This is a genomic window from Candidatus Bathyarchaeia archaeon, assembly GCA_041447175.1.
In the GTDB taxonomy this organism is placed as follows: domain Archaea; phylum Thermoproteota; class Bathyarchaeia; order Bathyarchaeales; family Bathycorpusculaceae; genus JADGNF01.
Genome location: CP166960.1, coordinates 1353664 through 1380508, shown reverse-complemented (window position 1 = coordinate 1380508; position 26845 = coordinate 1353664). Strand labels below are relative to the sequence as shown.

General features: G+C 49.8%; 31 protein-coding genes and 1 tRNA gene. 20 read left to right on the top strand and 12 right to left on the bottom strand.

Annotation, left to right across the window (positions count from 1 at the left end):
• The 5 genes from ACBZ72_07225 to ACBZ72_07205 all read left to right on the top strand — a co-directional run.
• On the top strand, nt 1–185 hold a 185-nt coding region (locus tag ACBZ72_07225; protein XES75971.1), incomplete at its 5' end, for a cation transporting ATPase C-terminal domain-containing protein.
• Nucleotides 186–254: 69 nt separating this feature from the next.
• Nucleotides 255–854 (top strand): acetate uptake transporter, encoded by a 600-nt coding sequence (locus tag ACBZ72_07220; GenBank protein ID XES75970.1) that lies wholly within the window; start codon nt 255–257, stop codon nt 852–854.
• Between the two features lie 113 nt (nt 855–967).
• Nucleotides 968–1384: a nucleoside 2-deoxyribosyltransferase gene (locus ACBZ72_07215; GenBank protein ID XES75969.1), complete on the top strand. Its 417-nt coding sequence runs from the start codon at nt 968–970 to the stop codon at nt 1382–1384.
• A gap of 180 nt (nt 1385–1564) precedes the next feature.
• A complete protein-coding gene (locus ACBZ72_07210; protein XES75968.1) occupies nt 1565–2623 on the top strand; it encodes a GNAT family N-acetyltransferase in 1059 nt (352 codons plus the stop codon).
• 53 nt (nt 2624–2676) lie between these two features.
• Nucleotides 2677–3105 (top strand): DUF123 domain-containing protein, encoded by a 429-nt coding sequence (locus ACBZ72_07205; protein ID XES75967.1) that lies wholly within the window; start codon nt 2677–2679, stop codon nt 3103–3105.
• On the opposite strand, the gene ACBZ72_07200 is transcribed toward ACBZ72_07205, so the two are convergent.
• Nucleotides 3050–3439 carry an iron chaperone gene (locus tag ACBZ72_07200; GenBank protein ID XES75966.1) on the bottom strand — a complete coding sequence of 130 codons (390 nt, stop codon included), beginning with the start codon at nt 3437–3439 and terminating at the stop codon, nt 3050–3052. The two genes, ACBZ72_07205 and ACBZ72_07200, sit on opposite strands and share 56 nt — an antisense overlap.
• A 262-nt stretch (nt 3440–3701) precedes the next feature.
• Between ACBZ72_07200 and ACBZ72_07195 the strand changes: the two genes are divergently transcribed.
• A tRNA-Gly gene (locus ACBZ72_07195) sits at nt 3702–3779 on the top strand.
• Nucleotides 3780–3910: 131 nt separating this feature from the next.
• On the opposite strand, the gene ACBZ72_07190 is transcribed toward ACBZ72_07195, so the two are convergent.
• The gene (locus ACBZ72_07190; GenBank protein XES75965.1) at nt 3911–4747 is read right to left on the bottom strand and encodes a MarR family transcriptional regulator; all 837 of its coding nucleotides are present in this window, start codon (nt 4745–4747) and stop codon (nt 3911–3913) included.
• Between the two features lie 84 nt (nt 4748–4831).
• Between ACBZ72_07190 and ACBZ72_07185 the strand changes: the two genes are divergently transcribed.
• The 5 genes from ACBZ72_07185 to ACBZ72_07165 are packed head-to-tail and all read left to right on the top strand — an operon-like array spanning nt 4832 to nt 8422.
• Nucleotides 4832–5527, top strand: a complete 696-nt coding sequence (locus tag ACBZ72_07185; protein ID XES75964.1) for an energy-coupling factor ABC transporter permease — start codon at nt 4832–4834, stop codon at nt 5525–5527.
• On the top strand, nt 5524–5805 hold the full coding sequence (locus ACBZ72_07180; GenBank protein XES75963.1) for an energy-coupling factor ABC transporter substrate-binding protein: 282 nt from the start codon (nt 5524–5526) through the stop codon (nt 5803–5805). The genes ACBZ72_07185 and ACBZ72_07180 overlap by 4 nt, the downstream gene beginning before the upstream one ends.
• 25 nt (nt 5806–5830) lie before the next feature.
• Entirely contained in the window at nt 5831–6628 is a 798-nt protein-coding gene (cbiQ, locus tag ACBZ72_07175) for a cobalt ECF transporter T component CbiQ (protein XES75962.1), read from the top strand.
• A 3-nt stretch (nt 6629–6631) separates the two neighbouring features.
• The gene (locus ACBZ72_07170; protein ID XES75961.1) at nt 6632–7507 is read left to right on the top strand and encodes an ATP-binding cassette domain-containing protein; all 876 of its coding nucleotides are present in this window, start codon (nt 6632–6634) and stop codon (nt 7505–7507) included.
• Between the two features lie 9 nt (nt 7508–7516).
• Nucleotides 7517–8422: a DMT family transporter gene (locus ACBZ72_07165; protein XES75960.1), complete on the top strand. Its 906-nt coding sequence runs from the start codon at nt 7517–7519 to the stop codon at nt 8420–8422.
• Nucleotides 8423–8485: 63 nt separating this feature from the next.
• Here ACBZ72_07165 and cobJ read toward each other — a convergent pair whose 3' ends face one another.
• From cobJ to hemA, 9 genes are read right to left on the bottom strand one after another with little or no spacing between them, the layout of a single operon-like run.
• A complete protein-coding gene (cobJ, locus tag ACBZ72_07160; protein XES75959.1) occupies nt 8486–9184 on the bottom strand; it encodes a precorrin-3B C(17)-methyltransferase in 699 nt (232 codons plus the stop codon).
• Between the two features lie 35 nt (nt 9185–9219).
• Nucleotides 9220–10305: a cobalt-precorrin 5A hydrolase gene (locus ACBZ72_07155; protein ID XES75958.1), complete on the bottom strand. Its 1086-nt coding sequence runs from the start codon at nt 10303–10305 to the stop codon at nt 9220–9222.
• Nucleotides 10305–11069 carry a precorrin-4 C(11)-methyltransferase gene (gene cobM / locus ACBZ72_07150; GenBank protein ID XES78663.1) on the bottom strand — a complete coding sequence of 255 codons (765 nt, stop codon included), beginning with the start codon at nt 11067–11069 and terminating at the stop codon, nt 10305–10307. Before cobM ends, ACBZ72_07155 begins: the two co-directional genes overlap by 1 nt.
• Nucleotides 11062–11838, bottom strand: coding sequence for a precorrin-2 C(20)-methyltransferase (gene cobI / locus ACBZ72_07145; protein ID XES75957.1), 777 nt, complete (start codon nt 11836–11838; stop codon nt 11062–11064). The genes cobM and cobI overlap by 8 nt, the downstream gene beginning before the upstream one ends.
• 6 nt (nt 11839–11844) lie before the next feature.
• Nucleotides 11845–12441 carry a precorrin-6Y C5,15-methyltransferase (decarboxylating) subunit CbiT gene (gene cbiT, locus ACBZ72_07140; protein ID XES75956.1) on the bottom strand — a complete coding sequence of 199 codons (597 nt, stop codon included), beginning with the start codon at nt 12439–12441 and terminating at the stop codon, nt 11845–11847.
• Nucleotides 12442–12479: 38 nt separating this feature from the next.
• Entirely contained in the window at nt 12480–13142 is a 663-nt protein-coding gene (gene cbiE / locus ACBZ72_07135; GenBank protein XES75955.1) for a precorrin-6y C5,15-methyltransferase (decarboxylating) subunit CbiE, read from the bottom strand.
• Entirely contained in the window at nt 13124–14221 is a 1098-nt protein-coding gene (gene cbiD, locus ACBZ72_07130; protein ID XES78639.1) for a cobalt-precorrin-5B (C(1))-methyltransferase CbiD, read from the bottom strand. Before cbiD ends, cbiE begins: the two co-directional genes overlap by 19 nt.
• Before the next feature lies 1 nt (nt 14222).
• A complete protein-coding gene (cfbA, locus tag ACBZ72_07125) occupies nt 14223–15284 on the bottom strand; it encodes a sirohydrochlorin nickelochelatase (GenBank protein ID XES78638.1) in 1062 nt (353 codons plus the stop codon).
• 24 nt (nt 15285–15308) lie between these two features.
• Entirely contained in the window at nt 15309–16583 is a 1275-nt protein-coding gene (hemA, locus tag ACBZ72_07120) for a glutamyl-tRNA reductase (GenBank protein ID XES78637.1), read from the bottom strand.
• 82 nt (nt 16584–16665) lie between these two features.
• On the opposite strand from hemA, the gene ACBZ72_07115 reads away from it, so the two are divergent.
• The 8 genes from ACBZ72_07115 (at nt 16666) to ACBZ72_07080 (ending at nt 23891) form a co-directional block, all read left to right on the top strand.
• Nucleotides 16666–18228 (top strand): AAA family ATPase, encoded by a 1563-nt coding sequence (locus ACBZ72_07115; protein XES78636.1) that lies wholly within the window; start codon nt 16666–16668, stop codon nt 18226–18228.
• Nucleotides 18218–18886, top strand: coding sequence for a bifunctional precorrin-2 dehydrogenase/sirohydrochlorin ferrochelatase (locus ACBZ72_07110; protein XES78635.1), 669 nt, complete (start codon nt 18218–18220; stop codon nt 18884–18886). The genes ACBZ72_07115 and ACBZ72_07110 overlap by 11 nt, the downstream gene beginning before the upstream one ends.
• Complete coding sequence (gene hemB, locus ACBZ72_07105) at nt 18883–19866, top strand: porphobilinogen synthase (GenBank protein ID XES78634.1); 984 nt, start codon at nt 18883–18885, stop codon at nt 19864–19866. The genes ACBZ72_07110 and hemB overlap by 4 nt, the downstream gene beginning before the upstream one ends.
• Nucleotides 19845–21167, top strand: a complete 1323-nt coding sequence (hemL, locus tag ACBZ72_07100; protein XES78633.1) for a glutamate-1-semialdehyde 2,1-aminomutase — start codon at nt 19845–19847, stop codon at nt 21165–21167. Before hemB ends, hemL begins: the two co-directional genes overlap by 22 nt.
• Before the next feature lies 1 nt (nt 21168).
• Nucleotides 21169–22101: a hydroxymethylbilane synthase gene (gene hemC, locus ACBZ72_07095; protein XES78632.1), complete on the top strand. Its 933-nt coding sequence runs from the start codon at nt 21169–21171 to the stop codon at nt 22099–22101.
• Nucleotides 22088–22837 carry a uroporphyrinogen-III C-methyltransferase gene (gene cobA / locus ACBZ72_07090; protein ID XES78631.1) on the top strand — a complete coding sequence of 250 codons (750 nt, stop codon included), beginning with the start codon at nt 22088–22090 and terminating at the stop codon, nt 22835–22837. Before hemC ends, cobA begins: the two co-directional genes overlap by 14 nt.
• The gene (locus ACBZ72_07085) at nt 22819–23652 is read left to right on the top strand and encodes a uroporphyrinogen-III synthase (protein ID XES78630.1); all 834 of its coding nucleotides are present in this window, start codon (nt 22819–22821) and stop codon (nt 23650–23652) included. The genes cobA and ACBZ72_07085 overlap by 19 nt, the downstream gene beginning before the upstream one ends.
• Before the next feature lie 71 nt (nt 23653–23723).
• Nucleotides 23724–23891: a hypothetical protein gene (locus tag ACBZ72_07080; protein ID XES78629.1), complete on the top strand. Its 168-nt coding sequence runs from the start codon at nt 23724–23726 to the stop codon at nt 23889–23891.
• Nucleotides 23892–23901: 10 nt separating this feature from the next.
• Here ACBZ72_07080 and ACBZ72_07075 read toward each other — a convergent pair whose 3' ends face one another.
• Complete coding sequence (locus ACBZ72_07075) at nt 23902–24579, bottom strand: hypothetical protein (protein XES78628.1); 678 nt, start codon at nt 24577–24579, stop codon at nt 23902–23904.
• Nucleotides 24580–24771: 192 nt separating this feature from the next.
• On the opposite strand from ACBZ72_07075, the gene ACBZ72_07070 reads away from it, so the two are divergent.
• Nucleotides 24772–26841, top strand: coding sequence for a putative cobaltochelatase (locus tag ACBZ72_07070; GenBank protein ID XES78627.1), 2070 nt, complete (start codon nt 24772–24774; stop codon nt 26839–26841).
• The last annotated feature ends 4 nt before the right edge of the window (nt 26842–26845 follow it).

Below are 26845 nucleotides of genomic sequence, written 5' to 3'. Positions count from 1 at the left end.
ACGCAATACTCTCCTCCTTCGCCCTACAACTATTCATACTCTACACCCCAGGCATCCAACAAATCTTTGACGTGACCTCGCCGGGGCTAATGGACTGGGGAATCGCAGTGCTGTTCGCAGGCATAGTGTTCGCAGCTTTGGAAATTGGAAAATACATCGCATCCAGACGAAGAAGAACCGGATAACTCAACCAATAGAGTTATATGAGAAAAGCTGAACAAACGTCTAAAACTCGCAGCAATTGATGTGACACGATGAGCGACAAAATCGCAAAATTGGCAAACCCCGCCCCTTTAGGGCTGCTTGGCTTTGGCTTGACCACAACCCTGCTGAACCTGCACAACGCTGGCTTATTCCCCCTTGACACCATGATTTTAGCAATGGGCTTAGCATACGGTGGCTTAGCACAGGTAATCGTTGGCATCATGGAGTTCAAGAGAGGCAACACCTTCGGAACCGTAGCGTTCTCCTCCTACGGCTTGTTCTGGTGGAGTCTGGTGCTGCTTCTTGTTCTTCCAAACGTCTCTTTCCTCCCTGGGCTTGTTGCACCAACTGAAACTGCCATGGCAGCCTACTTCTTCATGTGGGGGCTGTTCACGCTCGCAATGTTCTTTGGCACCCTAAAGACAAACCGTGCACTGCAGTTCGTATTCGCAAGCTTAGTCGTGCTGTTCTTCATGCTGACCATCCGCGACCTAACCGGCAACCCCGTGCTCTCAGGCACATTCACCTTTGGCAACCTCACAGGCATCGAAGGCATCATCTGCGGCTTAAGCGCAGTCTACTTAGGCTTTGCAGAAGTCCTCAACGAAGCACACAACAAAACCGTTCTGCCAATTTGCCCCGTAAAATAAGATTCAACACACCCTTTTCTTTTTCAATCTCAGTCCATCGTGTAGCGTTACTGCGTTTCTAAATAGATTAAGAACAAAACCGTTAAATTCCAACAAACACTGCTTTTGAAACCATGATAAAAGCCTTCATTTCTGGACCAATTCAAGGCATGGAAGACCATCAAGAATACCGCGAAATCATCGGAGAAATCTGCAGCAAGCTGGGCTTGGAAGTTATCGACCCATGGCAGCGCGAAAAAGTCCTCTATAACAAGGAGGAGCCCTGCTGGTGGGATGAAGTTCCTGCCGCTGGGTTTGTGCAAAGAGACCTTGATGACGCTGACCGATGTGACGTGATGATTGTTTATCTGCCGCGGCTTTCGGCGGGTGCCTGCATGGAACTCTTCTACGCAAAACGCAAAGGCAAAAAAATCGTTGTCATCTCAGATATGCCTTGCCTGAGCCCGTGGGTGGTGGTGCATTCAGATGCTGTCATTAAAGGTTTTGGGGAGCTTGAAGCGGCAATGAAAAGTTTGCTGCCTCAACTTTAGCTTTTTCTTTGCAACAATTTCTGCTTTGTTCTTTGTTGAGTAAAAAAGTTTAAAATTTATAAACGCCCAAATAGAGTAGTGTAGATGAGGTTTTTCGGTATGCAACCAAGAGAGTGGCGTCTAACCCTTTTAGACGTGATTCCGAGAGCAAGCTTCTTTTAAACTAACTGGCTGAAAAAAATGTACGCGGAAGAACTAAAAGACACAACTGAGTGGGAACCGTTTCTGCAGACCTGCCCCAACGCCACCTTCTACCACACTCCCCAGTGGAAAGAGGTGCTTGAAGAGGCTTTTCCGCAGCCCCTGTACTTGGCAGTGCGAGACGAAAACGGCGTCCTCGTTGCCATCTGCCCCGGCTTTATAGTGAAGTCGGGCATGGTCAAAATTTACCAGTCAAACCCCCGCTCCGACTACGCAGGACCAATCATCTCACCGACCTGTTTTGGACGCGTCTATGAAGCCCTAATCTCTTACCTGAGGGGCTTATCGCACCGAAACGGTGTCGCTTACGCGAAGCTGAACTTGATGGATGCCGACTTTAAACGTGTGTTTTCATCAAGTGCCTTAACGGAATCCAACGTGGGCGGCGTCGTTGAACTTGACCTCAAAGCCACTCCCCACGCCTACATCTGGAGCAAAGTGCTTAGGCAGAAGATGCGTACCAAAATTCGCGCCATCGAAAAACACGGATTCCACGCCGAAGAAGCCAAAACCAAATCTGACCTCAAAGAATTCTACCGCCTCTACGAAAACAACATGCACTACATTGGGGCTTTACCGTTTCCTTACTCGTTTATGGAGCATGCGTGGGATTTGCTTTATCCTGAGAATTTTCGGGTCACGCTTGTCCGCGGTGACCGCGCCATCGCTGGCACAGCTAACTTTAAGTATGGACGGGGAACCTACGGTGCCTACGTGGGCATGGACCGAGAAAAATGCCGCAAATACCCCATTATGGCTTATTTGGCGTTAGAGGAGGTGAAACGGGCAGAAGCAGAAGGGCGCGACTTTGTGTCTTTTGGCTCCACCCCCAACGACCCCCGCGAACGGCATTACCTGCAGAAGATGGATTTAGGCGGCAACTACCGCAAACAAACCACCGTCTGGGTCCCCTCCAACAGCACGGGGCACTTTTTGGTTTTAAGCCGCAACAAAACCATCGCCACATGGAAAAACATGCGGAACTTCTTGCCAGTGGGCTTCAAGAGGAGTTTGGAGAAGCGCCTCGAAGCGTTTTAGGCTCGTGGGTGAAGGCTTTTCAACTGCAAACACTATAGTCTCAAGCGGTTTGCATGGCTAAAGGCATCTACGCCCTCATCATAGACCTGACTCAAGACGTCACCATAACCGTGGGCGCCCTCGGAGAAACCCACTTCAAGGAAGGCACCTACGTCTACGTCGGCTCCGCCCAAGCCAACCTTGAGCAGCGGGTGAAGCGGCACCTACGCAAAGACAAACGCCTCCACTGGCACATAGACTACCTACTCAACAACCCCCACGCAAAAATCACAAACGTCCTCTACCTGCAAGGCAACAAACTCGCCGAATGCAAAACCGCCGAAACAGTCTGTAGGCAGGGCGAGCCTGTGAGGGGGTTTGGGTGCTCCGACTGCCACTGCACAAGCCACCTGTTTCGCGTCTCGGAATGTGCGTTTTTGGAGGCGTTCATGGAGCCTCTCGTTCGCGTTTTCCCTTCTTGCGCAGAATTTCTTCCACCCTAAACCGCACCATTTCCTTAACCAACTCCGTCGGGGTGGGCTGGTTTAGGAGGAACTTGACGGTGCCCTTGCTGGTCTGGTATTTAGCCAGTTTCTCTTTGAACGCCTCAACGGCAGATGCAGTGGGGTAAAAGCCAATATGGTTTTTGAAAGCAGCAAAATAAACCAAAATTCGCCCGTTGAGCTTGAAGGCAGGCATCTGGTAACTGATTGTTTCTTCAGCGTTGGGCGCTGCTTCTTTGATGGTTCGCCTAAGCTCCTGCAACATGGTCTGCACGTTTTGGGGGAAGGCTGCGATGTATTCGTTGACTGTTTGGCTTGTTCTGTTGGCTTTCATGTTGGTCCCGTCAGAAACCGATACAATAGTGTTTCTCCTTGCCTGATTTAATTTTGCTGTCCTCTGGTGCCCTTTAATAGTGAGCGCAACCCATTTTGCTCCCGCTTTTATCTGGGGCTTATGCTACGCTTCACCTCAGTTTGGCTCAAAAACCTTTTAATGACAGAATGTTATCTAAAGCAGTAGCAAATCAGAAAAACCATGCAGTTGACCTGTTGGTTCGCTGGTCGGTGGCGAAATCAGGCTGCAGCAGTTAGCAAGTGCGGTTGTAGTCTAGCCTGGTTTAGGACTTCAGCCTGCCACGTTGATGACCCGGGTTCAAATCCCGGCAACCGCACCACAATTCTCCAAAACTCAACTTTTCTTCCATTTCAGTTGTCTGTTTTGTTTGGCTGCCCTTTTGATTGCTGTTAAGGAAAAAACTGGTGATGTCAGGCGTGCTCTGTTTTTGCTCTATGCTCAATTTTGCTGTTAGGGCGTGATTTTTGCGTCTTTGACCTCGTAGCTGACTTCTTTGGCGTTTCGCATGTTAATGAGGTCCACCTCTTGCACCATGCGGTTTACCATTCTGCCCACCACCAGCACAAACACGTTCAGTCCCCTTGAAGCAGCGATGGCGGCGGCGTTGTTGATGCCAAACTCTAAATCTGCCTTCAACCCCAACTTGTTTAGGACCGCTCTTCCGACGGCGCCCATGACACCCACGCGGTCTGGTTTGAACTCGTCGTAGTAGGCGCGGACTTTGGTTAAGTCTACGGCTCGGGAGCCGCCTTTGCGTATGCTGGGCAATTTGACAATGAGAATTTTTCCTGGGGTTACTTTGATTTTGCCCTGTAGGTTTTGCAGCCCGATGTCTTCGCCTTCTTGGGCGTCTGCCATGACGGTGCCTTTTGCTTCGGTTGTGGGGTCGTTGAGGGAGGTGGTGTACATGACGCCTTCTTTCATGATTACGCCGACTTCTTGGCCTGCTTTCACTGGTGCGGTGGTTATGGCGGGGAGGGCGCGTTCAATTTTGATTTCCCGTTTAATGTTGATTAAGTAGTTCTCTAAATTTTTCATGTCGTCGTGCATTCTTCCTACGGCTTTGGGGGTTAGTCTGTAGTCGGCGCGTTCGGAACCTGTTTTAAGTAGGCCTTCTTTGGTGAGTTTTTTGAAGTATTTTGAGACTGCTTGGATGGTTATTCCTAGGGCGTCTGCGATGTCTTTTTGTTTGACGTGTGGTTGGTTGCGCATGACTTCGAGGAGGATTTGGAATTTTGTGAATTCTCCTTTGTCTCGTAGGAGGATGGGTTGGGTTTGTTTGGGCAACGTTGTTCAACCTTGATTTAACTTGAGTTAAAAAAAGCTTAATAAACTATTTGGATGGATTATCCAACATCAAGGAGGAAAAAGATGCACATAATGGAAGGTTTCCTGCCGCACCCATGGTGGGAAATCTGGTTTATAATCTCAATCCCAATAGTAGCCTATGGCGTTTATAAACTCTCTAAACTCGCCAAAAAAACTCCCGAAGCAAAACCCCTGCTAGCCCTGATGGGCGCTTTCATCTTCATACTCTCCGCCCTAAAACTGCCCTCCGTCACCGGAAGCTGCTCGCATCCCACAGGCACCGGGCTATCCGCCGTAATCGTCGGACCCGGCATAACCTCCGTTTTGGCAACAATTGTGCTGGTTTTTCAGGCGCTTCTGCTTGCTCACGGAGGCTTAACCACGCTTGGCGCAAACATCTTCTCCATGGGCATCATGGGGCCCGTCGTAGCCTACGCAGTTTGGCTCATCTGCAAAAAAGCCCACGTTCCCAACGCAGTAGGCATCTTTTTGGCTGCAACTTTAGGCGACCTAGCAACCTACGTCACCACATCCGTACAACTCGCTTTAGCTTTCCCAACATCCGCAGGCTTCTTTGATGCATTCGCAAAATTCGGCACAATCTTTGCAGTAACCCAAATTCCACTAGCCATTGGCGAAGGCATACTCGCAGTGATACTCTTTGACTTCTTAGCCAAATACAAAGGACACCTGCTAGCCGCCCTCAAAGTGATAAAGCTTCCAAACGGTCCACGCTTACAGGAGGATTCAGAACAGTGAAAACCCTCCACTACATAGGCTTAATCGCCGTCTTAGTGATCCTGTTTGTGACGCCCCTCTTTCTTCTGCCCTCAGCAGAGTACGGAGGAGCAGACGGCGCCGCAGAAGAAGCCATATCCGAAACAGGGTACGAGCCGTGGTTCACCCCGATTTGGGAGCCCCCCAGCGGCGAAATTGAAAGCCTGCTGTTTGCGCTTCAAGCTGCCCTAGGCGCATTAGTCATTGGGTACTATGTGGGTTACGAAAAAGGAAAACGGGCAAAGAAAAAAGACGCGTAGATAAACTACTCTGGATGAAAACTGAATGGCTCACAGCGACCTCTCGACCCAAATCGACCGTTCCGCATACACCAACCGATTCGCCAACAACAGCCCCATAACCAAAACCCTTTTTTCCCTTTCCGCACTCATCATCAGCGTTTCTTCGCCCTCTTTTATTGTATCCATCATAGTTTTTGTTGTATTTACCACGATGTTGCTTGGATTTGCAAAAATCAGGGTACAATTCTACCTCAAGATGCTTCTCTACCCAACTTTTATGCTTACCCTCAGCTGCATTTTTCTGGCTCTATTCTACGGTTACGGTGAACCCCTAACAAATATTGTCACACCCTGGTTTACTTGGACCATTTTCAAAAACGGCATAGCCATGAGCATAACCACCTTCCTACGAGTCGAAGGCGCCATTTCCTGCCTCTTCTTTCTTGTGCTAACCACTTCAATAACTGATCTGTGTATTCTTTTTCGACGTGCCCACGCCCCCAAAATCCTCATCGAAATGTCGCTGCTAATTTACCGCTACATCTTTGTATTCTTGGAGGTTTCCACAAAAATGAACACCGCTCAAGACCTGCGGCTGGGGCATTCAGGCTGGCTAAAACGGATCCGCTCTTTGGCTTTGCTTGCGGGAAACCTCTTTATCCGCGCTTTAGAGCAGGGTGAACGCACCTTCACCGCCATGAACGCCCGCGGCTATGATGGAACCATATACGTCTTGGAAGAGCAACCAAAACCCAAAAAAGCAGCATTAGCAGGAATTGTCCTATTTGATGTGCTGCTTGTTTTCGCAATCTTTTTCACCTTAAACATTGGAGTTATTTAACAAATGCTGTTTCAACTGGACAAACTTTCCCATTGCTATTCCGACGGCACCCTCGCACTAGACCAAGTCTCCCTTGGCTTTGATAGAGGCGAACGAATAGCCCTTCTAGGAACCAACGGTTCAGGCAAAACCACCCTGCTCAACCACCTAAACGGCATCCTAAAACCTACTTCAGGAACCATCTACTTTGAAGATAAACCCTTAGAGTACGACACGAAAGCGCTGTTGACTCTGAGAAAGCGGGTGGGCTTTGTGTTCCAAGACCCAAATGACCAACTGTTTGCCTCAACCGTGAAACAAGACGTGGCTTTTGGACCGCTAAATCTTGGGTACCCTCCTGACAAAGTTAAAAGACTCGTGGATGATGCGCTTCAAACTGTAGGCATGGCTGAGTTTGTGGAAAAGCCGCCGCATTTTCTCAGTTTAGGACAAAAAAAGCGCGTTGCACTTGCAGGAGTTTTGGCTATGCAGCCCGAAGTCATCGTTATGGATGAGCCAACTGCAAACCTTGACCCACGAGCCACCAGCGAAATCCTGCATCTACTGCTTAAACTCAACAAAGAGGCAGGCATAACGCTTGTCTTAGCCACACACGACGTAGACATGGTTCCCCTGTTCGCTAACCGCCTCTTTATCCTTAGCAAAGGTAAAAAAGTCTCAGAAGGCACACCCAAAGAAATCTTCTCAAACACCCAACTCATCAGAAACGTAAACTTGCGTTCGCCAAGGCTTACCCACCTCTTTGAAGTGCTCAAAAAAGAAGACGACCTGCCCATCTCGGATTTGCTGCCGCTCACTATCAGCGAAGCCCGAAAAGCAATCCTGGAGCTTCTCAACAAAAAACCTGCTGCCCAAGACCAAGAAAAACGCTCTACCTGAGGTAGCTTTGTGACACATCACTGGGGCTATGTTGGAGCACTTACCTCGGCGCTCCTTTTCGGAATAGGCACAACCTTAAACAAGCTTGCCCTCGCTGATGTTCACCCGACCCTTGTTGCGGGGTTAATTTACTTCTTTGCAGGGGTAACCCTTTTTGCAGTCCGCTTCTCGCCGCTTCGCGGGCGCGTCATGAAACTGCTTGCGACCCCAACAAAGACGGAATCAAATTTTTGCCTCAAAGACTTTGTTATTTTGGGTTTGGTGGTTCTTTCGGGTTCCATTATTGCACCCTTCTTGTTTTTGAACGGCCTTAATCAAACCACGGCAGTGAACGCTTCTTTGCTGCAAAATGGGGAAGCCCTCTTTACCGTGCTTATCGCCGTGAGTTTTCTTAGAGAACGTTGTAACCGAAAAGAGTGGGTTGGTATTGGTTTTCTCATACTCGGCGCTGTTTTCTTGTCAACAAACGCCCAATTCTATAGCCTCTCTTTAGACACGTGGCTCGTGGGCAACCTCCTCGTACTGGGAGCTTGCCTATTCTGGGGCATAGACAACAACCTGAGCAAGTTTCTCTGCTTCAAAGAAGACCTCATAACAGTAACTGCCCTCAAATGCCTAATCGGCGGCGCAAGCCTGTTGCTGTTAGCCTACGCTTTTGGCATTCCCTTCTTTGTTCCCTTGTCCGCTTACCCCTACCTTCTCTCAGTTGGCGCCTTCAGCATTGGTTTTTCGCTTCTGTTTTTCATGCTGGGACTCAAAGAAATCGGCTCCATGCGGACAGGAACGATTTTTTCAACCACTGCCCTCTTTGGCGCGGTATTTGCTTTTGTTATCCTTAGGGAGACTTTTACAGTGGTGCAGACTTTGGCGGGGTTGCTGATGGTTTTAGGAGTTTATGTTCTCTATAAAAAATGAATAAACGCAATTGTTAAAAAAAGAAAGCGGTATCTAGACAAACTTTTGTTTCTTAGGTTACGTCTAGTTGCAGGCTTCTAAGTTGTAACCTCGAGGTGTCACCATTCTATCATTGACAAGGCGTGTAGCTGAAGTCCCAACCACAATGGTGGTCACCATATCGACCTCGCAGTTCAACAGCCTGTCTAATGTAGTTATCTGTATTTTTTCTCCTTCACGCCCCGCCTGCCTCACAATACCCACCAACGTGTCGGGACCGCGGTGACAAAGCAGAATCTCATAAGCCTTAGCTAACGGTTCCTTTCTCCCCACACTCTGCGGATTATAAAGCACAATCGCAAAATCCGCCTTCGCCGCCGCCTCCAGCCGCTTCTCAATCAGCTCCCAAGGCGTCAACAAATCGCTAAGACTAATCACCGCAAAATCGCTCACCAACGGTGCCCCTAAACAGGCTGCCGCCGCCGTTGCCGCTGTGACGCCAGGAATAATTTCCACGGGAACTTGTGTTTTCTCTAAAGCGGCAACTTCCAAAACTACTCCTGCCATGCCGTAAACGCCTGCGTCTCCGCTGCTGATGACCGCGACGGTTTTTCCTTGCAGCGCTTTTTGCACGGCGGCTTTGGCGCGGTCAACTTCGCGTCCCATGGTGCCCGCGACCACTTCTGCCTTGGGGTCTATGAGGTCTTGAATTAGCGTGAGGTAGGTTTTGTAGCCGACGATGGCGTTGGCTTCTTGTATGGCTTGGCGCGCTTTAGGCGTCATGTGCTCTGCGCTGCCAGGTCCGATGCCGACGACGCTTATTCGCCCTCTGCTACCGCCACAGTCACGCCGTTGAGTTTCTGTTTTTTTAGGATTAAATGTGGGTTTTTTCCTGCTGCTATTAAGGCTGCTCGTTCGCAAACTCCTCCAACTCCAATTTTTTCTTGAACTAACTCTGAATCAGGAGACAACTCTGCATTTCTTACTGCACAAAGCTCCTCTACACTGAAAAAATCAAACTTTAAACCCAACTTCTCGGCTGCAGCCAACATGCCTTGTGAATCGCGTTTTATGTCCACGGTTGCCAACCCGTCCACGCGTTCCAAAGGCAAGTTAACCCGCACCAAAGCAACATTTATGGCTTTGAGGATTTGGGTTTGGGTGATTTCTTTTCTTGCGCCTACCCCAATGACTATTCGTTTGGGTTTAAGCAACACGACTGGTTCTGAGGCTTCCTCAGGGGGCAGGGGTTCATGGGTGATTATGGCAGCTGTGTCATAGCGGTTAGCGATTTCTACCGCTTGATGCATGTCTTTTGCTTCCTCAGTCGTGTAGCCCTCAATTGCCTGCAGAGGGACTCTTGCGTCGCCCACCCGTATCAAAGCCAACCGCTCCTCATTTACCAAGGCAGCGTTGACGCCAACAAGGCTTTTTGGGTTCACTATCGTCAAATGCATGGTACGCGCCAGTTCATCTGCGCCCTGTTTTCCCATCGAATCCGACGCTGTCGTGATTACAGTTGTTGCGCCTATGCCCGCCGCGATTTGCCTTGTGAGGTGGTTCGCGCCGCCAAAATGCCCTGAAAGAAGGCTTATTGCAAATTTGCCGTTTGCATCCACCGCCACCACTGCAGGGTCTGCCAGTTTGCTTTTGAGGCAAGGCGCTACTGCGCGGATGACGATGCCTGTTGCCATAACCGTCACAAGGGCACTGGATGAAGTGAAGGCTTCTTGGATGAACTTGTCCAGTTTTTGCGTTACGGGGTTGACGCCTGTTTGGATGTATTTGTTGGGTGCGTAGACCTTGCTGGGTAACTCCAAAGCGGCGAGGGCGTTTTGGATTTTAAGTGCCGTTTCTACTCCGCGGCTGGTAGCGGCGATGATGCTGATTTCTTTGTTGTACATTACTGGGTGCCTTTGCGAAAGCCCGTGGTGAAGGCGGGGTCGTAGAGTTTTGAAAGGTCATAGGCTTGGGGGTCTAACACTTTACCCACAAAAATCAAGGCCGTCTGCGTTATGCCTTCGGCGTCGACTTTTTGGGCTATGTCGCCAAGGGTGCCTTTGACGATTTTTTGTTCTGGCCAAGTGGCTTTGTAGACGACTTGGGCAGGTGTATCTTTGGGGTAACCTCCTTTCTGCAGTTCCTCAGCGACGCGTGCAATGTACGGTGTGCCCAGAAAAATGACCATGGTGGCTTGGTGCTTGGCAAGTTCAACAAGACTTTCCGTGGGGGGCACAGGTGTTCGACCTTCAGGGCGGGTGATGATGATGGTTTGCGAGATGTTTGGCAGAGTTAATTCGCGGTTTAACGCTGCCGCGCCGCCCTGCAAGCAACTCACTCCTGGAATCCGAAAATACCCAATACCCTCCTTGTCTAAGAAGGTCATCTGTTCCTGAATGGCTCCATAAAAGCTGGGGTCGCCGTCGTGGACGCGTGCCACAAGTTTGCCTGCCTTGACGCCTTCCAGCATGACTTTTTGGACTTCTGGCAAGCTCATTTTGGCGCTGTCATGCAGTTTAACGCCTTTTTTGCAGTATTTGAGGTATTCGGGGTTTAACAAGCTGCCCGCATAGATAACCACATCCGCCTGTTCAAGATACTTTTTGCCTTTTAGGGTGATGAGTTCGGGGTCTCCTGGTCCTGCTCCGATAAAGACAACTTTATTCATGTTTGCCATTTTTGTCACCGTTTTCTTTCCAGTGAATGGGAACTTGGCTTCGCTTCACGATAGCCACGGAAAAGTAATCCTCCTTTATGTCCCACTTTTGGATGTCGCCGAGTTTGCCGACAAGAACTCTTTCTTTAGGAAGCGTGCACCGCTTCACAAGTGCGATGGTGGCGTCTTTTGTGAAACCTGCTTTCTCCAAAATGGGAACAAGCTCTTTGATGCGATAGGCGCATTTCATGAAGACGATGTTGTCGGCGCTTCGAGCGGTTTCCTCGATGATTGCGGGGTCAAGGTCGGAAGGAATAATCGAAACAACCTCCTCTCTTTCCGCAAGCGCAAGTTTAGCCCTTGCCGCCGCAGCAGTCATGGATGTCACGCCCGGAATTATCTCTAACTTCACGTAGGGGTAGGTCTCTTTGATGCACTCGTAGAGATAAAGAAAAGTACTATACAGCATCGGGTCGCCCAAAGTGATGAATGCTACATCCCCAAGTTTCGCCTTGGACGCCACAACCGCTGCGTTTTCCACCCACAGTTTCCTGTTGTTTAACTCGTCCTTGGTCATCGGGAAAATGAGTTCAAGAATTTCGGCGGGTTTTTGGCGGGCTTCCAAAATCTGCTGAATCATCCCCAGTGCCATGCTAGGCTTGCGAGGATTTGATTTTGGGACGCAGATGTATTCCGCCGCTGTTAGGGCTTTTACTGCTTTCACGGTTATAAGGTCGGGGTCACCTGGACCCACACCGATACCTACGAATTTTCCAACCACTTCTTTTCACAGTTCCTTTGTTGCTGAAATTATCTTTATGGGGTTACGAGCGAGCATCATGGTTCCGCTTCCGACGGTTTTGCCCTTCGCCACAAAAACCTCAACCACATCCACCTCAACAAACCCCGCCTTCTTGACCTGCTCCAACGCGGTCGCGGCGGTTTCCAGCAAAATGGCGTTCACGACGATTCTGCCCTTTGGCTTCAGCTTGGTGTGGGCTGTGTGGATGGTTTCTTTGAGTGCACGGCTTCCGCCGAAAAGTATGGCGTCTGCAGGCGGCAAGTTGAGCAGCGCATCGGGAGCCGCCCCCAACGTTGCCTCAATAACCCCTTGTACACCAAACTTTGCAGCGTTGCTGCGGGTTAATTGGAGGGCTTTGGGATTTTCGTCTATGGCGTAGATTTTTCCTGTTGGTGCCACCTGCAGGGCTGCTTCGACGGTTAAGCCTCCGGTGCCGCAGCCCACATCCACTACAACGTCTCCTTCGCGGAGTCGAGCTTTGGAGAGGGTTATCACTCGGATTTCTTCTTTGGTGGGTCCAGGAACTTCCTCACTTTGGATGAACCTGTCATCTGGGATTCCAGGCGTCTTGAAAGACCACATGTCGAATCGGCCTCTACTGTAACCTATTATTGGTTTGGTTACTGTGAATTGCTGTTAATTGCCACTACACATAGCGGCGGAAACTTTTGCTTTGAAACCTCATCCAATGTTGCCTTAACGGTTTTCTCGTTGGGCAGCGTCAAATTTGTGCACACTGCAACGGAGGTTTTTTTGTCTGCCCCCTCTTCGAGAAGGAAAGCTGCGATTTCTGAGGGCGTAAAAGTGTTCGGGTCAGGCAGCACAAGCACGGTTTTGCCCGCCTTGACAGCCTGGAAAAGCTCACGTTTCTTTTCCTTACTTGTATTATTGTGGAATGTGAATAGGCGTGCGTTGTCCCAGTTTAAGCAAAGTTTTGCTGCGCAAACCTGAATGGAGCTTACGCCGGGAACAACTTCAATGTCTACATTTTTGATTAGTTGTCTTCTTAGCAAAGAACCCAAAAGCCCTGAGAATCCGGGGTCGCCTGTGGAGAGAAGTGCAACGGTTTTTCCGTTTCTGGCATAATCAACAGCTTGTGAGAGGTTTTCTTCAAAGTTTTTGGCTGTTAATGTTAGGGTTTCGCCTTTGATTTCTTCCTGAAATAGCCTCAGGTTGCGTTCTGCGCCTGCAACCACTTGCGCTTGCTGCACGGCTTTACGTGCCGTGGGGGTCACGTAGTCGGGGGCGCCGGGACCCACGCCGACTATGAGGAGTTTAGCCATGGCTCCTGCCTCTTAGCGTTCTCGTCTGCCCCCAAAACCTTGCCCTCCATGGATACAATTATAATGCCAATCTTGATTTTGCTTTTCACTCGGTCTGTGACCCGAGCGTGAATTCTTTGGGCGATTTTGTCATATGTGACTCGTGTTAAACCCAATTTGTTTAGCAGTTCGGTTGCTTCTTCTGTTGTGTTCGCCTGCAAAATTGTGTTAACCGCTTTCTGGTCAGCGCCCTCTGAAGCCGCGTATGCAGCGATAACTTCATTTCTCGCATCCCCCATCCGATAATGCGTATTAAAAATCCCCGCCGCCAACTTCACCATCTTGCCCGAATGCCCCAAAAACATGATTTCCTTGACGTCCCTCTCAGCGGCTTTCTCCAGCATAAACCCCACAAAGTCGCCCGTCTGCACAATCTGCTCATCCGCCACAGTGAACAGCTGTTTGGTTATTCTTTCGCCGATGTTGCCCGGCACAAAGAACACCCTGCTGTAGCCGCGGGAAACAGCTACGTCTATTTGGGGCACCAGTGAACGGCGGCAAGCTTCAAGCGACAGCGGCTTGACCACGCCTGTTGAGCCCAAAATTGAGATTCCGCCCACGATGCCCAGTTTGGCGTTAAACGTTTTCTCGGCAACCTTTGCGCCTTCGGGAACTACAACAGTGACTTTTGCGCCTTTTCCTTGGGGCAGCGCTTCTTGGACGGCTTCGGTAATCATTTTTCGCGGCACAGGATTAATCGCTGGCTCCCCCACAGGAATTGGTAAGCCTGGTTTGGTGACTTTCCCGACGCCTTCTCCGCTTGTTATGATGATTTCGCCGTCGTCAGTTAGTTGGACGTTGGCGGTTATTTCTATGCCGTCGGTTACGTCGATGTCTTCACCTGCATCCTTAATCACGGTTGCCGTTGCCTGGTCGTTTTGTTTGCTGCAGGATTTAACTGGTATTTCAAAGCGGATGCCAATTGGCGTGGGAATAACCACGCGTTCCACACACTCTTTTGTTAACGTGATTACGGCGGCTTTGGCTGCGGCTGCCGCACACGCTCCAGTGCTGATGCCATACTTTAGAAATCGGGGCATTTTAGTTCCCTTTTGACGCTTCAGCCATCGCCAGCAGCGCGTTAAAGATTGCTACGGCGATGGTGCTTCCGCCTTTACGTCCCTTCGTGATTATGTATGGAACAGGCAATTCGGCTACGGCATCTTTGGATTCGGCTGCGCCAACATACCCCACAGGCACGGCAACAATTAATGCGGGTTTAGCTTTGCCTTGCTTTACTGCTTCGGCTAATTCAAAGGCGGCGGTGGGGGCGTTTCCAATGAGAAAAACCGCGCCGTCAAGCCCATCGTTTACGGCTAGGCGTGTTGCAGCAACGGATCGGGTGACAAACTCGTTGTTAGCTACGTTTGTGGCTTCTTCTTCATCAATGTAAGTGACGATTTTGCCGCCGAACCTTTTCACCCGTGCCTCGTTGATGCCCATTTTCACCATTTTCACGTCGGTTACGATTTTTGCCCCTGTCTGGATGGCTGCTATGCCTGCTTTTACGGCTTGGTCGCTGATAACCAGCAGCTTTGCGTATTCAGGGTCGGCTGTTGCGTGAACCACCCGCTCAATGACGGGCGCCTGCTCTTTTGGCGCTTTTGCCAATACGTCTGCAATTTGAGGTCGAATCAGTTTCATGCTATCCTCGTAAAGTTGTTTCGAAGCGGCGGGGGCATTTGCGCCGTACGGTGCAGTATCTGCCTTTGGTGTTTTTTCACCTATGACTTTGAGGGCTTTTTCTTCCAGAATATCCGCTAAACGTTCATCTGACCCGATAGGTTCCCCGTAAATTACCTCAATCCCCTTGGCGGAAAGCTGCAACTCCTCATTTTTGATGCCGATCAACTCGGGGATTTCTTGGGTGGTGTGGACTCCTGGGGCAAGAAACGCGGGGATGAGCACAATTTTTTTGACCCCCTTCTCGGCTATGGCTTCTATGGCTTGGGCAATTGTTGGGGTGTTTCGCACCATAAAAGCTATGTCCACTACCTCAAAGTTGCCTCTTTTCCGCAGAATCTCTGCTAATTTTTCTATGTTTTCCCGGTTATGGGGGAGTTTGCTACCGTGTCCTATCAGGACTAATCCGACGTTTTCCATCTGTCTTCCTCTTACTGTTTTAATTTAATTTTCTTTAATTTCGAATAATTTCATTGCAACTTCAATAAGTTCTGAATCGTCGTTTAGGGCGGCTCTTCGTAGATTTTCAATAACGGGTAGAAACATCTGCTTAAGTAAAACACATGTTAAGTCGCCGACGATTTTTTTTTCCCGGTCATCTACATCTCCCATCATGGTGAAGGCTTTGGCAAGCTCTTTCTGCCGGGTTTCTTCGGTTTGCGAAAGCAGCGCCGAAATAATTTCCCGTACCGAATCTGCCTTTAGGGCGCGCTCCAACCAGGCAGCTTCTTCCTCGACTATTGCGGAGGCTTCTTGAACGCTTTTTTTGCGTTCCTCCTTGTTGCGTTCCGCAATTAACGTTAAATCATCTAAATTGTAGAGCTTCACCTTCGGGAGCGTTTCGATGGATTCTTCAACGTTTCGCGGGTTTGAAATATCAATGATTATGAGGTCGGTTTTGTTTTGTCGTTCCTCGATGAATTTGGAGATTTGTTGTTTGGTTAACAGGTAGTGTGGGGCAGAGGTTGAACAGAAAACCAAATCTGCTTCTTTAAGTGCCTCGCCGCGTTCATTAAATCTGATGGCTCTGCCGCAAAGTTCCTCTGCTAACCTTTCAGCCCGTTCGAAGGTGCGGTTGGCAATAAACACAGGGGTTAAGCAGCGTCTAGCCATGGCTTTGGCGACAAGGGTGCCTGTTTCGCCTGCGCCCATGATTAGGATTTGTTTTTGGTTGAGGCATCCCAGTAGCTTTTCGGCAAGCTCTACTGCAGCAGAACCCACCGAGACGGCGCCTTTGCCGATGGCGGTTTCGCGTCTTGCCCGTCGACCCACGTTTACTGCACGGTTAAACAGAGTTTTAAGGACAAGTCCACTGGCGCTGGCTTGTTCTGCTTCCAGAAAAGCATTCCAGACTTGGTTAATGACTTGTTCCTCACCTATAACCATGGATTCCAAACCTGAGGTCACCCGCAGCAGGTGGCCAATGGCTTCGTGACCGAATGCGCATTCAATGGCTTGGGTGGCTTTTTCCTTCTGGGTTTTTGTTCGGTTTGCCAAGAATTCAATGGCGGATGTAGCCGTTTTTTCTGCCTCTTCGCTTACCATGTAGAGTTCGGTGCGGTTGCATGTTTGCAGAATTACGGCTTCTTGGACTCCTTTAAGCGAGCACACTTGGGTGTAAGCATTCTGTTTGTCCTTGAATGCTACGGCCTCCAGCAGTTGAACGTGAGCCGTTTTGTGGGTGATTCTCACGTTTATTATGCCAAGGTTTTGTGCCAAGGAATGCATGGTTGGATAAACCGACCAGCTTAAATATAAGCTTTATCGTAAAGTAACTCCAACGACAGTCAAGGGAACAAATGTGAACCACAGAATCGGCTTAGTCTACGTGCCCGGAGCATTACCCTGCTTTGAAATGTTTGGTAACCTGCCAACCGACTTGGTACACGCCGACGGCACCGTCGACGGAAAATCCGCCTCCACCATGTTAGACATGCTTATCATCCCCGGCGGCAGCCTCGTTGAATCCCAAACAACAAAAGGCAAAATTGAGCGGGAAGTTCTGAAAATGGCAGAGGCAGGCAAATTCGTGCTGGGCGTATGCTCAGGCTTTCAGATTCTGTCTCGCGGAACCGACATCGGACGCCTCTCCGCAGTGCCAATTGTTCGAGACGGGTGTGGTTTGTTAGACGCAACTTTTGAGCCCCTGATTTGCACGGACCAAGTGAAAGCCACCGTGGTTGGGGCAAGCTGTTTAACCGACCAAGTGGGCGCAGAAGTGGCGGGGTTTCACTGCCACACCTACGGCAAAATTACACTTCACCAAAACGCTAAGCCTATCCTTGTATCTCATACAAAACGCCTCAACTACCGCAATGACTCCCAAAACCTCATTTCAGGTGTTGCCAGCCGTGAAGGCAACGTAGTGGGCGTCATTATGCATTCTTTACTTGACCAAAACCCTCCAATAGTGCAGGGGATAGCCAAGTCGCTGGACATAACCGACGCGGAGCTCTTGAAAATCCGTGCTGCAAACGCGCAACTGCAGAAGAAAATGAAAAGCGAAGTCGGCATATCCTCAAGCGTCTTCACTGGCATCGCATCCCAGAAGACCCCTCGAAGTTTGCTGGTGACCGCTCTGGCTAGTGGTTCAGGAAAAACATTGGTTATCACAGGGTTGGCGGGTGCCCTAAAAAAACGAGGCTACAACGTTGGCGTGGTTAAAGTTGGGGGCGACATACGAGACATTGTGCCTGCCCTGTACCTCATCAAAGAACCCGTCAAAAGCTACTCTTCCATAAAAATCGGGCCAAGCGGCTGGACCGCCCCCCCAGAAGCAGTACATGGCGCAAGCAAAGATTACGACTTCGTTCTAATCGAAGGCGCCATGAGTGCCTTCACGGGGTTGCTGATGGATAACGCCCAGAAACCGAGCGCAACTGCTGAGGTCGCCGCGGCTTTGGGGGTGCCGACAGTTTTGGTTGTAGGTTGCGAGAAGGAAGGCATCGAAGGCGCCCTGGTCAGCAGCCTCAGTTACATAAATCTTCTACGCTGCATGGGCGTAAAAATCGTGGGTGTCATCCTAAACAAGGTGCGCATGAGTTACTTAACCGACGAAATCCGAGAGCTTCTGAAACAGGCTTTTGCAAATGCCCATGTCGAGTTGCTTGGGATTGTTCCCCGCATAAACTTGGAGGGACGCGGTGCAATCCCCGAAGTGGAAATCCGCTATGAGGAATTTGGCGCCAAAGCTGTTGAACTTGCGGAAAGCTCCATAAACCTTGATGAAATTGTCAGCCTCGCGGCACCAACTGCGCAAACCACATTGGATTACCGCGCGTTTATGGATAGCTTCAAAACTGCTCTGGAAAAAAACCCGAGCTTCAAAATGGCTAAAGGAGGCTTCAAAGCGGATGCTTGTTGACCTCAAAGTTGACGGAAAATATGTCGTCGTAGTTGGAGGCGGCTTGGAAAGTTATAGGAAAACCAGCGACTTCTTGGAGGCAGGCGCACATATCCTTGTCGTCAGCGAATCCTTTTCAGAAGGCATAGCAACCCTGCATGACCAAGGAAAAATTCAGCTTCAACAAAAAAAAGTCTACGACGCCCAAGCTTTCTTTGACCAACTCATACCTAAGCCTGACCTGCTGGTTGCAGTTACCAGTAACCCTGACCTTAATGCCGCGCTTGTAAGCTACGCTAAATCCGTTGGGTGCATGGTTTACGCCCCCCAAGACCCCAGGGCAAGTGACTTCAATCTTCCCGCCACAGCTAAGGTTGGCGACGTAAGAATCGCCATTTCGACCAGCGGCAAAAGCCCTGCCATGGCAAGCGTTTTGCGGAAACGAATTGAGCAAACAATCCTGCCTGAGGACCTGCTTCAAATAAAACTGCAAGACCAGATGAGGAGGCTTCTGAAAGCAAAGTTTTCCGACCAAAGACTGCGCCGAAAAGTGCTCTATGACATAATTCAGGACTCCGCGGTTCAGGCGCTTTTGCAGCAGGGCAACTTTGATGGGGCTAAAGAAAAAGCCACCCAAATCGCGGAGGCACAAATCACTTTAAAGGAGATACCGAAATGAGTTTTCCCTCAGTTAGACTGCGCAGGCTTCGCCGAACACCCGCAATGCGGAGCCTCATGAACAAAACCGTGGTTAACCCAAGCGACTTGATTCATCCCCTGTTTGTAGATGAAACAGCTACGGCGCCAATTTCCATCCAAGCGATGCCTGGCTGCTTTAGACTACCCCTTGACCAAGTGGTTGAGGACGTTAGACAAGCAACGGAACAGGACGTGAGCGCGGTTATGCTTTTTGGTGTGCCCGCGAAAAAAGATGCGACAGGTTCAGGAGCTTTTGCAGACGACGGCATTGTTCAGCAGGCAACCCGCAGGCTCAAAAACGCGTTCGGAGACGAGTTGGTCGTAATTACGGATGTTTGCCTCTGCGAATACACCCGCCACGGACACTGCGGAGTAATCAAAGATGGCGACGTGGAAAACGACCAAACATTGACGCTTCTGCAGAAAACTGCCGTCAGCCAAGCCCAAGCGGGCGCTGACATGGTGGCGCCTTCCGCCATGATGGATGGACAAGTGCAAGCAATACGCGAAGGCTTAGACGATGCAGGGTTTGACCAAACCGCCATAATGTCCTACGCCGTAAAATACTCCTCCAGCTTCTATGGACCCTTCCGCGAAGCAGCCGACTCCACACCCAAGTTTGGCGACCGAAAAAGCTACCAAATGAGCTATGGCAACCCAAGCGAGGCTTTGCGGGAAGCAGAACTGGACATCGACGAAGGCGCCGACATAATCATGGTAAAGCCTGCCCTCGCCTACATGGACATAGTTAGCCTAGTCAAATCCAGATTCCACGTGCCTGTTGCGGCCTACAACGTGAGCGGCGAATACGCAATGATTAAAGCTGCAGCACAAAACGGTTGGATAGACGAAAAAGCAGCGGCTCTTGAAGTTCTAACTGGACTCAAACGGGCTGGCGCTGACCTCATAATAACCTATTTTGCTAAGGATGTGAAGACATGGTTGAATCAGCAGCGATAGTTAGGCAAAACAAATCTGCGGCTCTGTTTGAGCGTGCCAAAAAAGTTCTCTCGGGAGGCGTAAACAGCCCGGTTCGTGCCTTCCAGCCAAACCCGTTCTTTGTCACTCACGCCCAAGGTTCACGACTTTACGGCGCAGACGCGGAACCCTACTTAGACTACTGCATGTCCTATGGCGCCTTGTTACTTGGACACGCAAACCCCGAAATTGCAAACGCAGTTAAAGAGCAGTTGCTGAAGGGAACAATTTACGGCGTCCCAACTGAGCAGGAAATTGCCTTTGCAGAACAGCTTCAAACCCTTTATCCAAGTTTGGAGATGTTGCGGCTTGTTAACACAGGAACCGAAGCAACCATGCACGCAATCAGAGCAGCCCGCGGCTTCACCCAAAGAAAGAAAATTGTCAAGTTTGAAGGCTGCTTCCACGGCTCCCATGACAACGTTCTTGTGAAAGCAGGTTCAGGAGCGGCAACTCTTGGGGTTCCCACTTCACTTGGCGTCCCAGAGGAAACCACCCAAAACACCCTCGTTTTACCCTACAACAGCTGCGAGGCATTGGAAGAGGTATTTAGGCGGGAAGGCGACCAAATAGCTGCAGTCATCACTGAGCCAGTCATGGGCAACGCAGGGTTGATTCTGCCCAACCGAGACTACTTAACTTACCTAAGAAAAATAACTCGGGAAAATGGGGCAGTTTTGATTTTTGACGAAATCATTACCGGCTTTAGGCTCGCACTTGGAGGCGCCCAAGAATACTTTAACATAAAACCGGACCTGACAACCCTTGGAAAAGTGCTTGGCGGCGGCTTTCCACTTGCTGCTTTTGGGGGCAAAAAAGAAATCATGCAGAACATTTCTCCTGCAGGACAAGTTTACCAAGCCGGAACTTTTAGCGGCAACCCCATTTCAGTTTCTGCAGGAACCGCCCTTCTGTCTCTCCTGAAGCATAACCACCAAGAGGTATATCCTGCGCTGGAAAAAGGCTGCTCTGAATTAAAAAGCGCCCTTGTAGATTCAGCGGCTAACTACCACACAGACGCGCAGGTCTACAACCTTGCATCAATGTTTCAGATATTCTTCACCGCCCAACCCGTCTACGACATGACAACCGCAAAATCCTCAAACGTCCAAAAATTCCACGCGTACTTCTGTGAACTACTACGGCAAGGCGTGTTTATTCCGCCTGCCCAATTTGAAACCTGTTTCCTTTCCACAGCTCACACTCCAGACGACTTAAACTCCACAATCGCCGCATTTGACAAAGCATTGCATGCAGCATCAAAAACCGATGGGAGCAACTAAAATGAAGTTTACCGTTGGCACCCGAGGCAGCAAACTCTCAAAGATGCAAACTGAGCAGTTCCTAGAAGAACTCAAACGGGCTCATCCAGATGTGGAGTTTGACCTAAAAATAATTAAAACGTTGGGTGACACAGAAAACGCTAAACCCCTCTTCACCATAGACAGCCGAGGCATTTTCGAAAAAGAAATCGACCAAGCACTTATTGACGGAGAGGTTGACTTTGCTGTTTCCAGCCTTAAAGATGTCCCCACGGTGGAGGCAGCCGGCACAGTTGTTGCAGCAGTACCCAAGCGGGCTTCACCATGTGATGTGCTCATATCCAAAGACCGCCTTCACTTCAACGAGCTCAAAAGAGGTGCAGTTATTGGCACAGGAAGCCTCCGAAGACTTGCTCAAGTCAAACTTTTACGCCCCGACCTTGAAGTTCAACCCATCCGAGGCAATGTTGACACCCGCATACGTAAAGTTGAAAGTGGCGAAGTTGACGGCGTTATCGTGGCAGAGGCGGGGCTTCAACGGATGGGGCTGGCAGTCAGGATTTCTGAGCGGTTTCCGTTGAGTCTGTTTCCGTCGGCTCCAGGGCAGGGCGCTTTAGCCGTAGTCGCCCGAAGAGATGACTCCCCAACCATAAAGTTTCTGCAGACTGTTGAGCACTGGCAGACACGGGCGGAAGTAACCGCTGAACGCACCCTCATGCTGCAGCTTGGCGGAGGCTGCCGCGTTCCCATAGGCGCCGTTGGCGTAGCAAGCGAAACTGGGCTGTCGCTTCGCGGTGTCATGTTCACTTTGGATGGGCAAAGCAAAATTGAAGCGTTTGCCTCAGGAAAAATCAATGAAGCCGAACAATTGGGCAAAACCGTGGCGGCAAGCCTCGAAAAGCAGGGTGCCAAAAAGATTGAGTTGCAATGGAGAGAAAAATATGGTGATTGGTAAAGTTTTCTTGGTCGGCGCTGGGTCAGGCGACCCAAAACTTTTGACGCTTAAGGCCGCTGAACTGTTACAAACTGCCGAAGTCGTCATTTATGACCGACTGGTCAGCGAAGAAATCATCAGCCTCATCCCCGATAGCGCAGAAAAAATCTATGTCGGTAAAGAGGCAGGTAATCATGTGGTGCCGCAGGAAAAAATCACTGCTTTGCTGGTTGAGAAGGCGCTGGCTGGGCGGAACGTTGTTCGGTTGAAGGGTGGGGACCCTTTTATTTTTGGCAGGGGCGGCGAGGAAGCGGAAGCTTTGGCAGAAAACCATGTCGTTTTTGAGGTGGTTCCTGGTGTTTCTTCGGCTGTTGTTGCGCCTATGTACGCTGGGATTCCGCTTACGCATCGGGATTTTGCTTCTTCGGTTGCCATCGTTACAGGGCATCAAGCGGGCGAAGATGCGAGAGTTGTTAACTGGAGTCAGCTGGCAGGGGCGGTTGATACGATTGTGATTCTCATGGGCATCGAATCCTTACCATCCACAACCCAGACGCTGCTGGAGGGCGGCTTAGATTCATCCACACCTGTAGCTATCATTGAGCGGGGAACTTCTAAACGCCAGCGAACCGTTTTGGGTACCCTTGAATCAATTGCAAAAGAGGCGCAAACGCAAAAAGTGCAGCCCCCAGCAGTTATCGTTGTTGGCAAAGTAGTTAATTTAGGCAGGAAACTTTCATGGTTCAACCCCACCTAACCCTAAAAGGAAAAACCATAGCCATAACTCGACCACGTGGGCAGGCAGAAAAAGAAGCCACAATTATACGGGAAATGGGTGGCGTACCCTACTTTCTGCCTACAATAGAAATTAGGACCCCCAACAACGATGTCCCCACAAAAAACGTTATTGATGCTCTAACGGAGCGCAAATTTGACTATGTCATTTTCATGAGCGTCAACGGTGTAACCCACATTCGGGATGCTGCACAGCGTATGAAAAAGCTAACCGGGCTGAAAGCTGGGCTTAGTGAGTGTTGGGTTGTTGCGGTTGGTCCACGGACTGCGCAGGAACTTCAAGCCAACGGAATTAGGGTTGACGCTGTTCCTTCAACTTATACTTCAGAGGGCGTTTTGGAGCTTCTTAAGCTTCGCGGCGTTAAGGGTAAACGTGTGTGTATTCCTCGCACTTCTGCAGCAAGCCCAGCTTTAAATGAGGCACTGGTTATGCTTGGGGCGTTTGTGGAGGAGGTTTACGTGTACGAGTCTGCTCTTCCAGGTGACGATGGCTTGGCGGTGCGGTTTTTGGCTGATTTGTCGGCAAGGCGTGTTGACGCCATTGTCTTTGGCAGTTCAATGTGTGTTAGGAACCTGTTGGATATGGTGAATGCGGGGGCATCGGTGCTATACTTTGTTGAACTGTTAAATCGTGAAGCTGTTGTGGTTGCTATTGGTCCCGTGACCGCAAAGACTTTGCTTGAGTTAGGAATTAAAGTTGATGTGGTGCCTGATAAGCATCTTTTTGAAGATGCACTGGTGGCGTTAGCCCGTTATTGGGCGTGCTCGTCCTGTTGAGGGTGTGTTTTTCGTTTCGAGTGTGTTCAACCTGAATTTAACTTGAGTTAAAGGAGGTTTTAAATACTTGGATGGATTATCCATCCATAAGTCAAATCGTGTACAGAGACTCAGTCGGTCTCTCTGTTTCCGTTGAGGTCACGGTTTGGCTTCCAAACGTGCCCATCGTAGAAAGCCGTCTGTCAGCAAGACCCGTTGGGGCTACGGTCTGGTCCACCCTAGCCCCAGCGGCAAACTAATTTTCCAGCTTCATTCTTCGCTTCTTTTGAATCCCCAGAAAACGCCGTGACAATTACATGAAGTTCCAACAACAAACTTTTGCTTGTTTTTTGCCCACTCGAAGAACTCAAGAATTTCTTCACCCTTAAATGCACCCAAACCTGGCATCATGCTGTGGCTAAACAGGATAACCCCTTCTGGACAGGCATAACGCATCAGTTGGTCCATTGTACAGGGACGAATGCGGCCTACTGGGCAGCTCTTACTGAGCTGTTCTTGGGTGAATACTTCGGGGGCTTCACAGTTTTTAATGCAGTCTTTGTCTCGGTTGAAGCTGAGCACTAATTCGCCTTTTCCTACCCGGAAAATCAACCCTGCAGGCAAATAGGGCAGAATCGGACTTATTGCTTCGTCCCACCGTTCCAACTTGAACTTAGTTTTTGCGAACTCGGCGACGATATGTACCGGCGAAGTGGCAAACACGTGTTCTGGTTTTAGCTCTTCCAAAAGAGCGAGAGCTTTGGGTACATCGCCTTGGACAAAAAACTTGCCTTCTCCGCTTATCTTGTCCACTTTTTGCAGGTTGTGTTTTTTTATGATTGGTGAGTTGGAGTTTTTGTCCACGACAACGAAAGTTCGTTTTTTTTCTTTGAGGTATGCAACGGGATCGCAACCGTGAGTCTTTTCGGCGCCTATGACTAAGTCCATTTTTGGTCCTCTGCTGTTTTTGTGGATAATCCAGCCTTGTCGGGTTTTATATGTTTTCTTTGGTGGGTTTGTGAGTGTTTTTTGCTTTTTTCTTAACCTCTTGTTGTTCAACTTGTTATTAACTATGGTTAAACTAAGGTTTATATTAAAAAGCGAGTTACATAGTCCGCGTGATAGTTGGATAATCCAACCATGCGAGGTAAAAAGCCCATGCACTGGCGAAACAAAACAACATACCCCTTCAGCGCAATTGTCGGCCAAGAAAAAATGAAACTCGCCCTAATCCTAAACGTAATTAACCCAAAAATAGGCGGAGTTCTTCTGCGAGGCGAAAAAGGCACAGGCAAATCCTTAGCCGTCCGCGCCTTGGCTAACTTACTACCCGAAGTTCAAGTCGTCTCAGACTGCCCCTTTCACTGCGACCCCCAACGCCCAAAAGACCTTTGCAGTGCCTGCAGTGCTAAAGTAACCCAAGGTATACAACTCTCAACAGAGAAACGTGCAGTCTCCGTCGTAGACTTACCCGTAGGAGCCACTGAAGACCGCCTCGTCGGAACCTTAGACATCGAGAAAGCCATCAAAACAGGCGAAAAACATTTCGAACCCGGCATACTCGCCGCAGCAAACCGAAACATCCTCTACATCGACGAAGTTAACCTGCTCGACGACCACTTAGTCGACGTATTGCTTGACGCCGCAGCCATGGGCGTAAACTACGTAGAACGCGAAGGCGTCTCATTTATTCACCCCTCAGAATTTGTTCTCGTCGGCACAATGAACCCCGAAGAAGGCGAACTCCGCCCTCAACTACTGGACCGCTTCGCCCTCTCCGTGGAAGTTAAAGGAATTCCCTACCGCGAGGCAAGAGCCGAAATCGTACGGCGACGAATCGCATTTGAAAACAACCCCACAGAATTCATCACTTCACAACTTGAAAATCAAGAGAAAATTCGCCAAAAAATCATAGACGCCACGCGGTTGCTTCCTCAAGTGAAGCTAAACGATGACATGCTGGATTTGATTACCCAAATCTGCACGGACTTAGCTGTAGACGGACACCGCGCCGACATCACAATTTACAAGACTGCCTGCACCATCGCCGCCTACAACAGCAGAACTGACGTTCTCGAAGAGGACGTTAAGGAAGCCGCAGAGTTGGCTTTAGCGCACAGGCGCAGACGGCAACCCTTTGAGGAGCCCAAACTGGAGCAGCAACAGATTCAAGAAAGCATCGAGAAATGGGACCAAAACCACGACAAACAACAACAGCAGCAATCTCCCCCTCCACCCCAGCAACAGAACGATGCTCCTCAGGATAGCAACCCTGAAAATCAAGAGCAAGAGCAGAAATCGGAAGATGAAGAAGCACCTGAACCAGTTTTTGAGGCAGATGCTCCCTATCAGGTCAAGCCTATTTCTGAACCAATTTTGGATGAAGTTCAACGTAGTGGCGCAGGGCGTCGTTCTAAAAGCCTAAGTGGCTCAAAAACGGGACGCTACGTTGCAGCAGCTGTACCCAAAGGTGCAGTTACAGATTTGGCGTTTGACGCTACTCTAAGAGTTGCCGCGCCATTTCAGTGCCAACGCAAAGCAGCCTCGGGCGATGTTGAGGGCTTTTTGATAGAGAAAACGGATTTGCGTCAAAAAGTGCGTGAACGAAAAGTCGGCAACCTCATCATGTTTGTTGTTGATGCCAGCGGCTCGATGGCTGCGGAGGAGCGCATGACCGCCACGAAAGGCGCAGTTTTGTCGTTATTGCTTGATGCGTATCAGCGGCGGGACCGTGTGGGTATGGTTGTTTTCCGCAGGGACACAGCCGAACTTGTGCTTCCTCCAACTAACAGCGTAGAACTTGCGCAACGATTCCTCACTGGGTTACCCACCGGTGGAAGGACACCTATGGCACATGGCTTAACCCTTGGGCTTGAAACCATAAAAGAACACTTACAACGCGACAAAGAAGCCATACCCCTAATCGCGTTGGTTTCAGACGGACGCGCTAATGTTCCTCTCAAAGGCGGCGACCCAGTCGAAGAAGCAAAAGCAGCAGCCCGCGAAATAGGCTACGCAGGCGTAAAAGCCATCGCCATCGACACCGAGAGAGGTTTCCTGACGTTTGGGCTTGTGAAGCAGATTTGTGACGAAATGAAAGGGCGCTATCTGCGGTTAGAAGAGCTTAACGCCGCCCCCATCGCTTCGGCAGTTCGAAGCAACTTAGATTCTGGTCCAGAAATCACTTGGAACAATTACCTGGGGAGGTGATATC

What these genes read in the sequence shown, in the direction of transcription:
- ACBZ72_07075 (XES78628.1), bottom strand. Translation starts at nt 24,579, where the DNA reads ATGGACTTAGTCATAGGCGCCGAAAAGACTCACGGTTGCGATCCCGTT.
- ACBZ72_07205 (XES75967.1), top strand. Translation starts at nt 2,677, where the DNA reads ATGGCTAAAGGCATCTACGCCCTCATCATAGACCTGACTCAAGACGTC.
- ACBZ72_07215 (XES75969.1), top strand. Translation starts at nt 968, where the DNA reads ATGATAAAAGCCTTCATTTCTGGACCAATTCAAGGCATGGAAGACCAT.
- cbiE (XES75955.1), bottom strand. Translation starts at nt 13,142, where the DNA reads ATGGCTAAACTCCTCATAGTCGGCGTGGGTCCCGGCGCCCCCGACTAC.
- cobM (XES78663.1), bottom strand. Translation starts at nt 11,069, where the DNA reads ATGAATAAAGTTGTCTTTATCGGAGCAGGACCAGGAGACCCCGAACTC.
- ACBZ72_07085 (XES78630.1), top strand. Translation starts at nt 22,819, where the DNA reads ATGGTTCAACCCCACCTAACCCTAAAAGGAAAAACCATAGCCATAACT.
- ACBZ72_07200 (XES75966.1), bottom strand. Translation starts at nt 3,439, where the DNA reads ATGAAAGCCAACAGAACAAGCCAAACAGTCAACGAATACATCGCAGCC.
- cobJ (XES75959.1), bottom strand. Translation starts at nt 9,184, where the DNA reads ATGACGCCTAAAGCGCGCCAAGCCATACAAGAAGCCAACGCCATCGTC.
- ACBZ72_07185 (XES75964.1), top strand. Translation starts at nt 4,832, where the DNA reads ATGCACATAATGGAAGGTTTCCTGCCGCACCCATGGTGGGAAATCTGG.
- hemC (XES78632.1), top strand. Translation starts at nt 21,169, where the DNA reads ATGAAGTTTACCGTTGGCACCCGAGGCAGCAAACTCTCAAAGATGCAA.
- hemB (XES78634.1), top strand. Translation starts at nt 18,883, where the DNA reads ATGAGTTTTCCCTCAGTTAGACTGCGCAGGCTTCGCCGAACACCCGCA.
- ACBZ72_07110 (XES78635.1), top strand. Translation starts at nt 18,218, where the DNA reads ATGCTTGTTGACCTCAAAGTTGACGGAAAATATGTCGTCGTAGTTGGA.
- ACBZ72_07170 (XES75961.1), top strand. Translation starts at nt 6,632, where the DNA reads ATGCTGTTTCAACTGGACAAACTTTCCCATTGCTATTCCGACGGCACC.
- hemL (XES78633.1), top strand. Translation starts at nt 19,845, where the DNA reads ATGGTTGAATCAGCAGCGATAGTTAGGCAAAACAAATCTGCGGCTCTG.
- ACBZ72_07210 (XES75968.1), top strand. Translation starts at nt 1,565, where the DNA reads ATGTACGCGGAAGAACTAAAAGACACAACTGAGTGGGAACCGTTTCTG.
- ACBZ72_07070 (XES78627.1), top strand. Translation starts at nt 24,772, where the DNA reads ATGCGAGGTAAAAAGCCCATGCACTGGCGAAACAAAACAACATACCCC.
- cfbA (XES78638.1), bottom strand. Translation starts at nt 15,284, where the DNA reads ATGGAAAACGTCGGATTAGTCCTGATAGGACACGGTAGCAAACTCCCC.
- ACBZ72_07220 (XES75970.1), top strand. Translation starts at nt 255, where the DNA reads ATGAGCGACAAAATCGCAAAATTGGCAAACCCCGCCCCTTTAGGGCTG.
- ACBZ72_07155 (XES75958.1), bottom strand. Translation starts at nt 10,305, where the DNA reads ATGTACAACAAAGAAATCAGCATCATCGCCGCTACCAGCCGCGGAGTA.
- ACBZ72_07080 (XES78629.1), top strand. Translation starts at nt 23,724, where the DNA reads ATGGATTATCCATCCATAAGTCAAATCGTGTACAGAGACTCAGTCGGT.
- cobA (XES78631.1), top strand. Translation starts at nt 22,088, where the DNA reads ATGGTGATTGGTAAAGTTTTCTTGGTCGGCGCTGGGTCAGGCGACCCA.
- cbiD (XES78639.1), bottom strand. Translation starts at nt 14,221, where the DNA reads ATGCCCCGATTTCTAAAGTATGGCATCAGCACTGGAGCGTGTGCGGCA.
- cbiQ (XES75962.1), top strand. Translation starts at nt 5,831, where the DNA reads ATGGCTCACAGCGACCTCTCGACCCAAATCGACCGTTCCGCATACACC.
- cbiT (XES75956.1), bottom strand. Translation starts at nt 12,441, where the DNA reads ATGTGGTCTTTCAAGACGCCTGGAATCCCAGATGACAGGTTCATCCAA.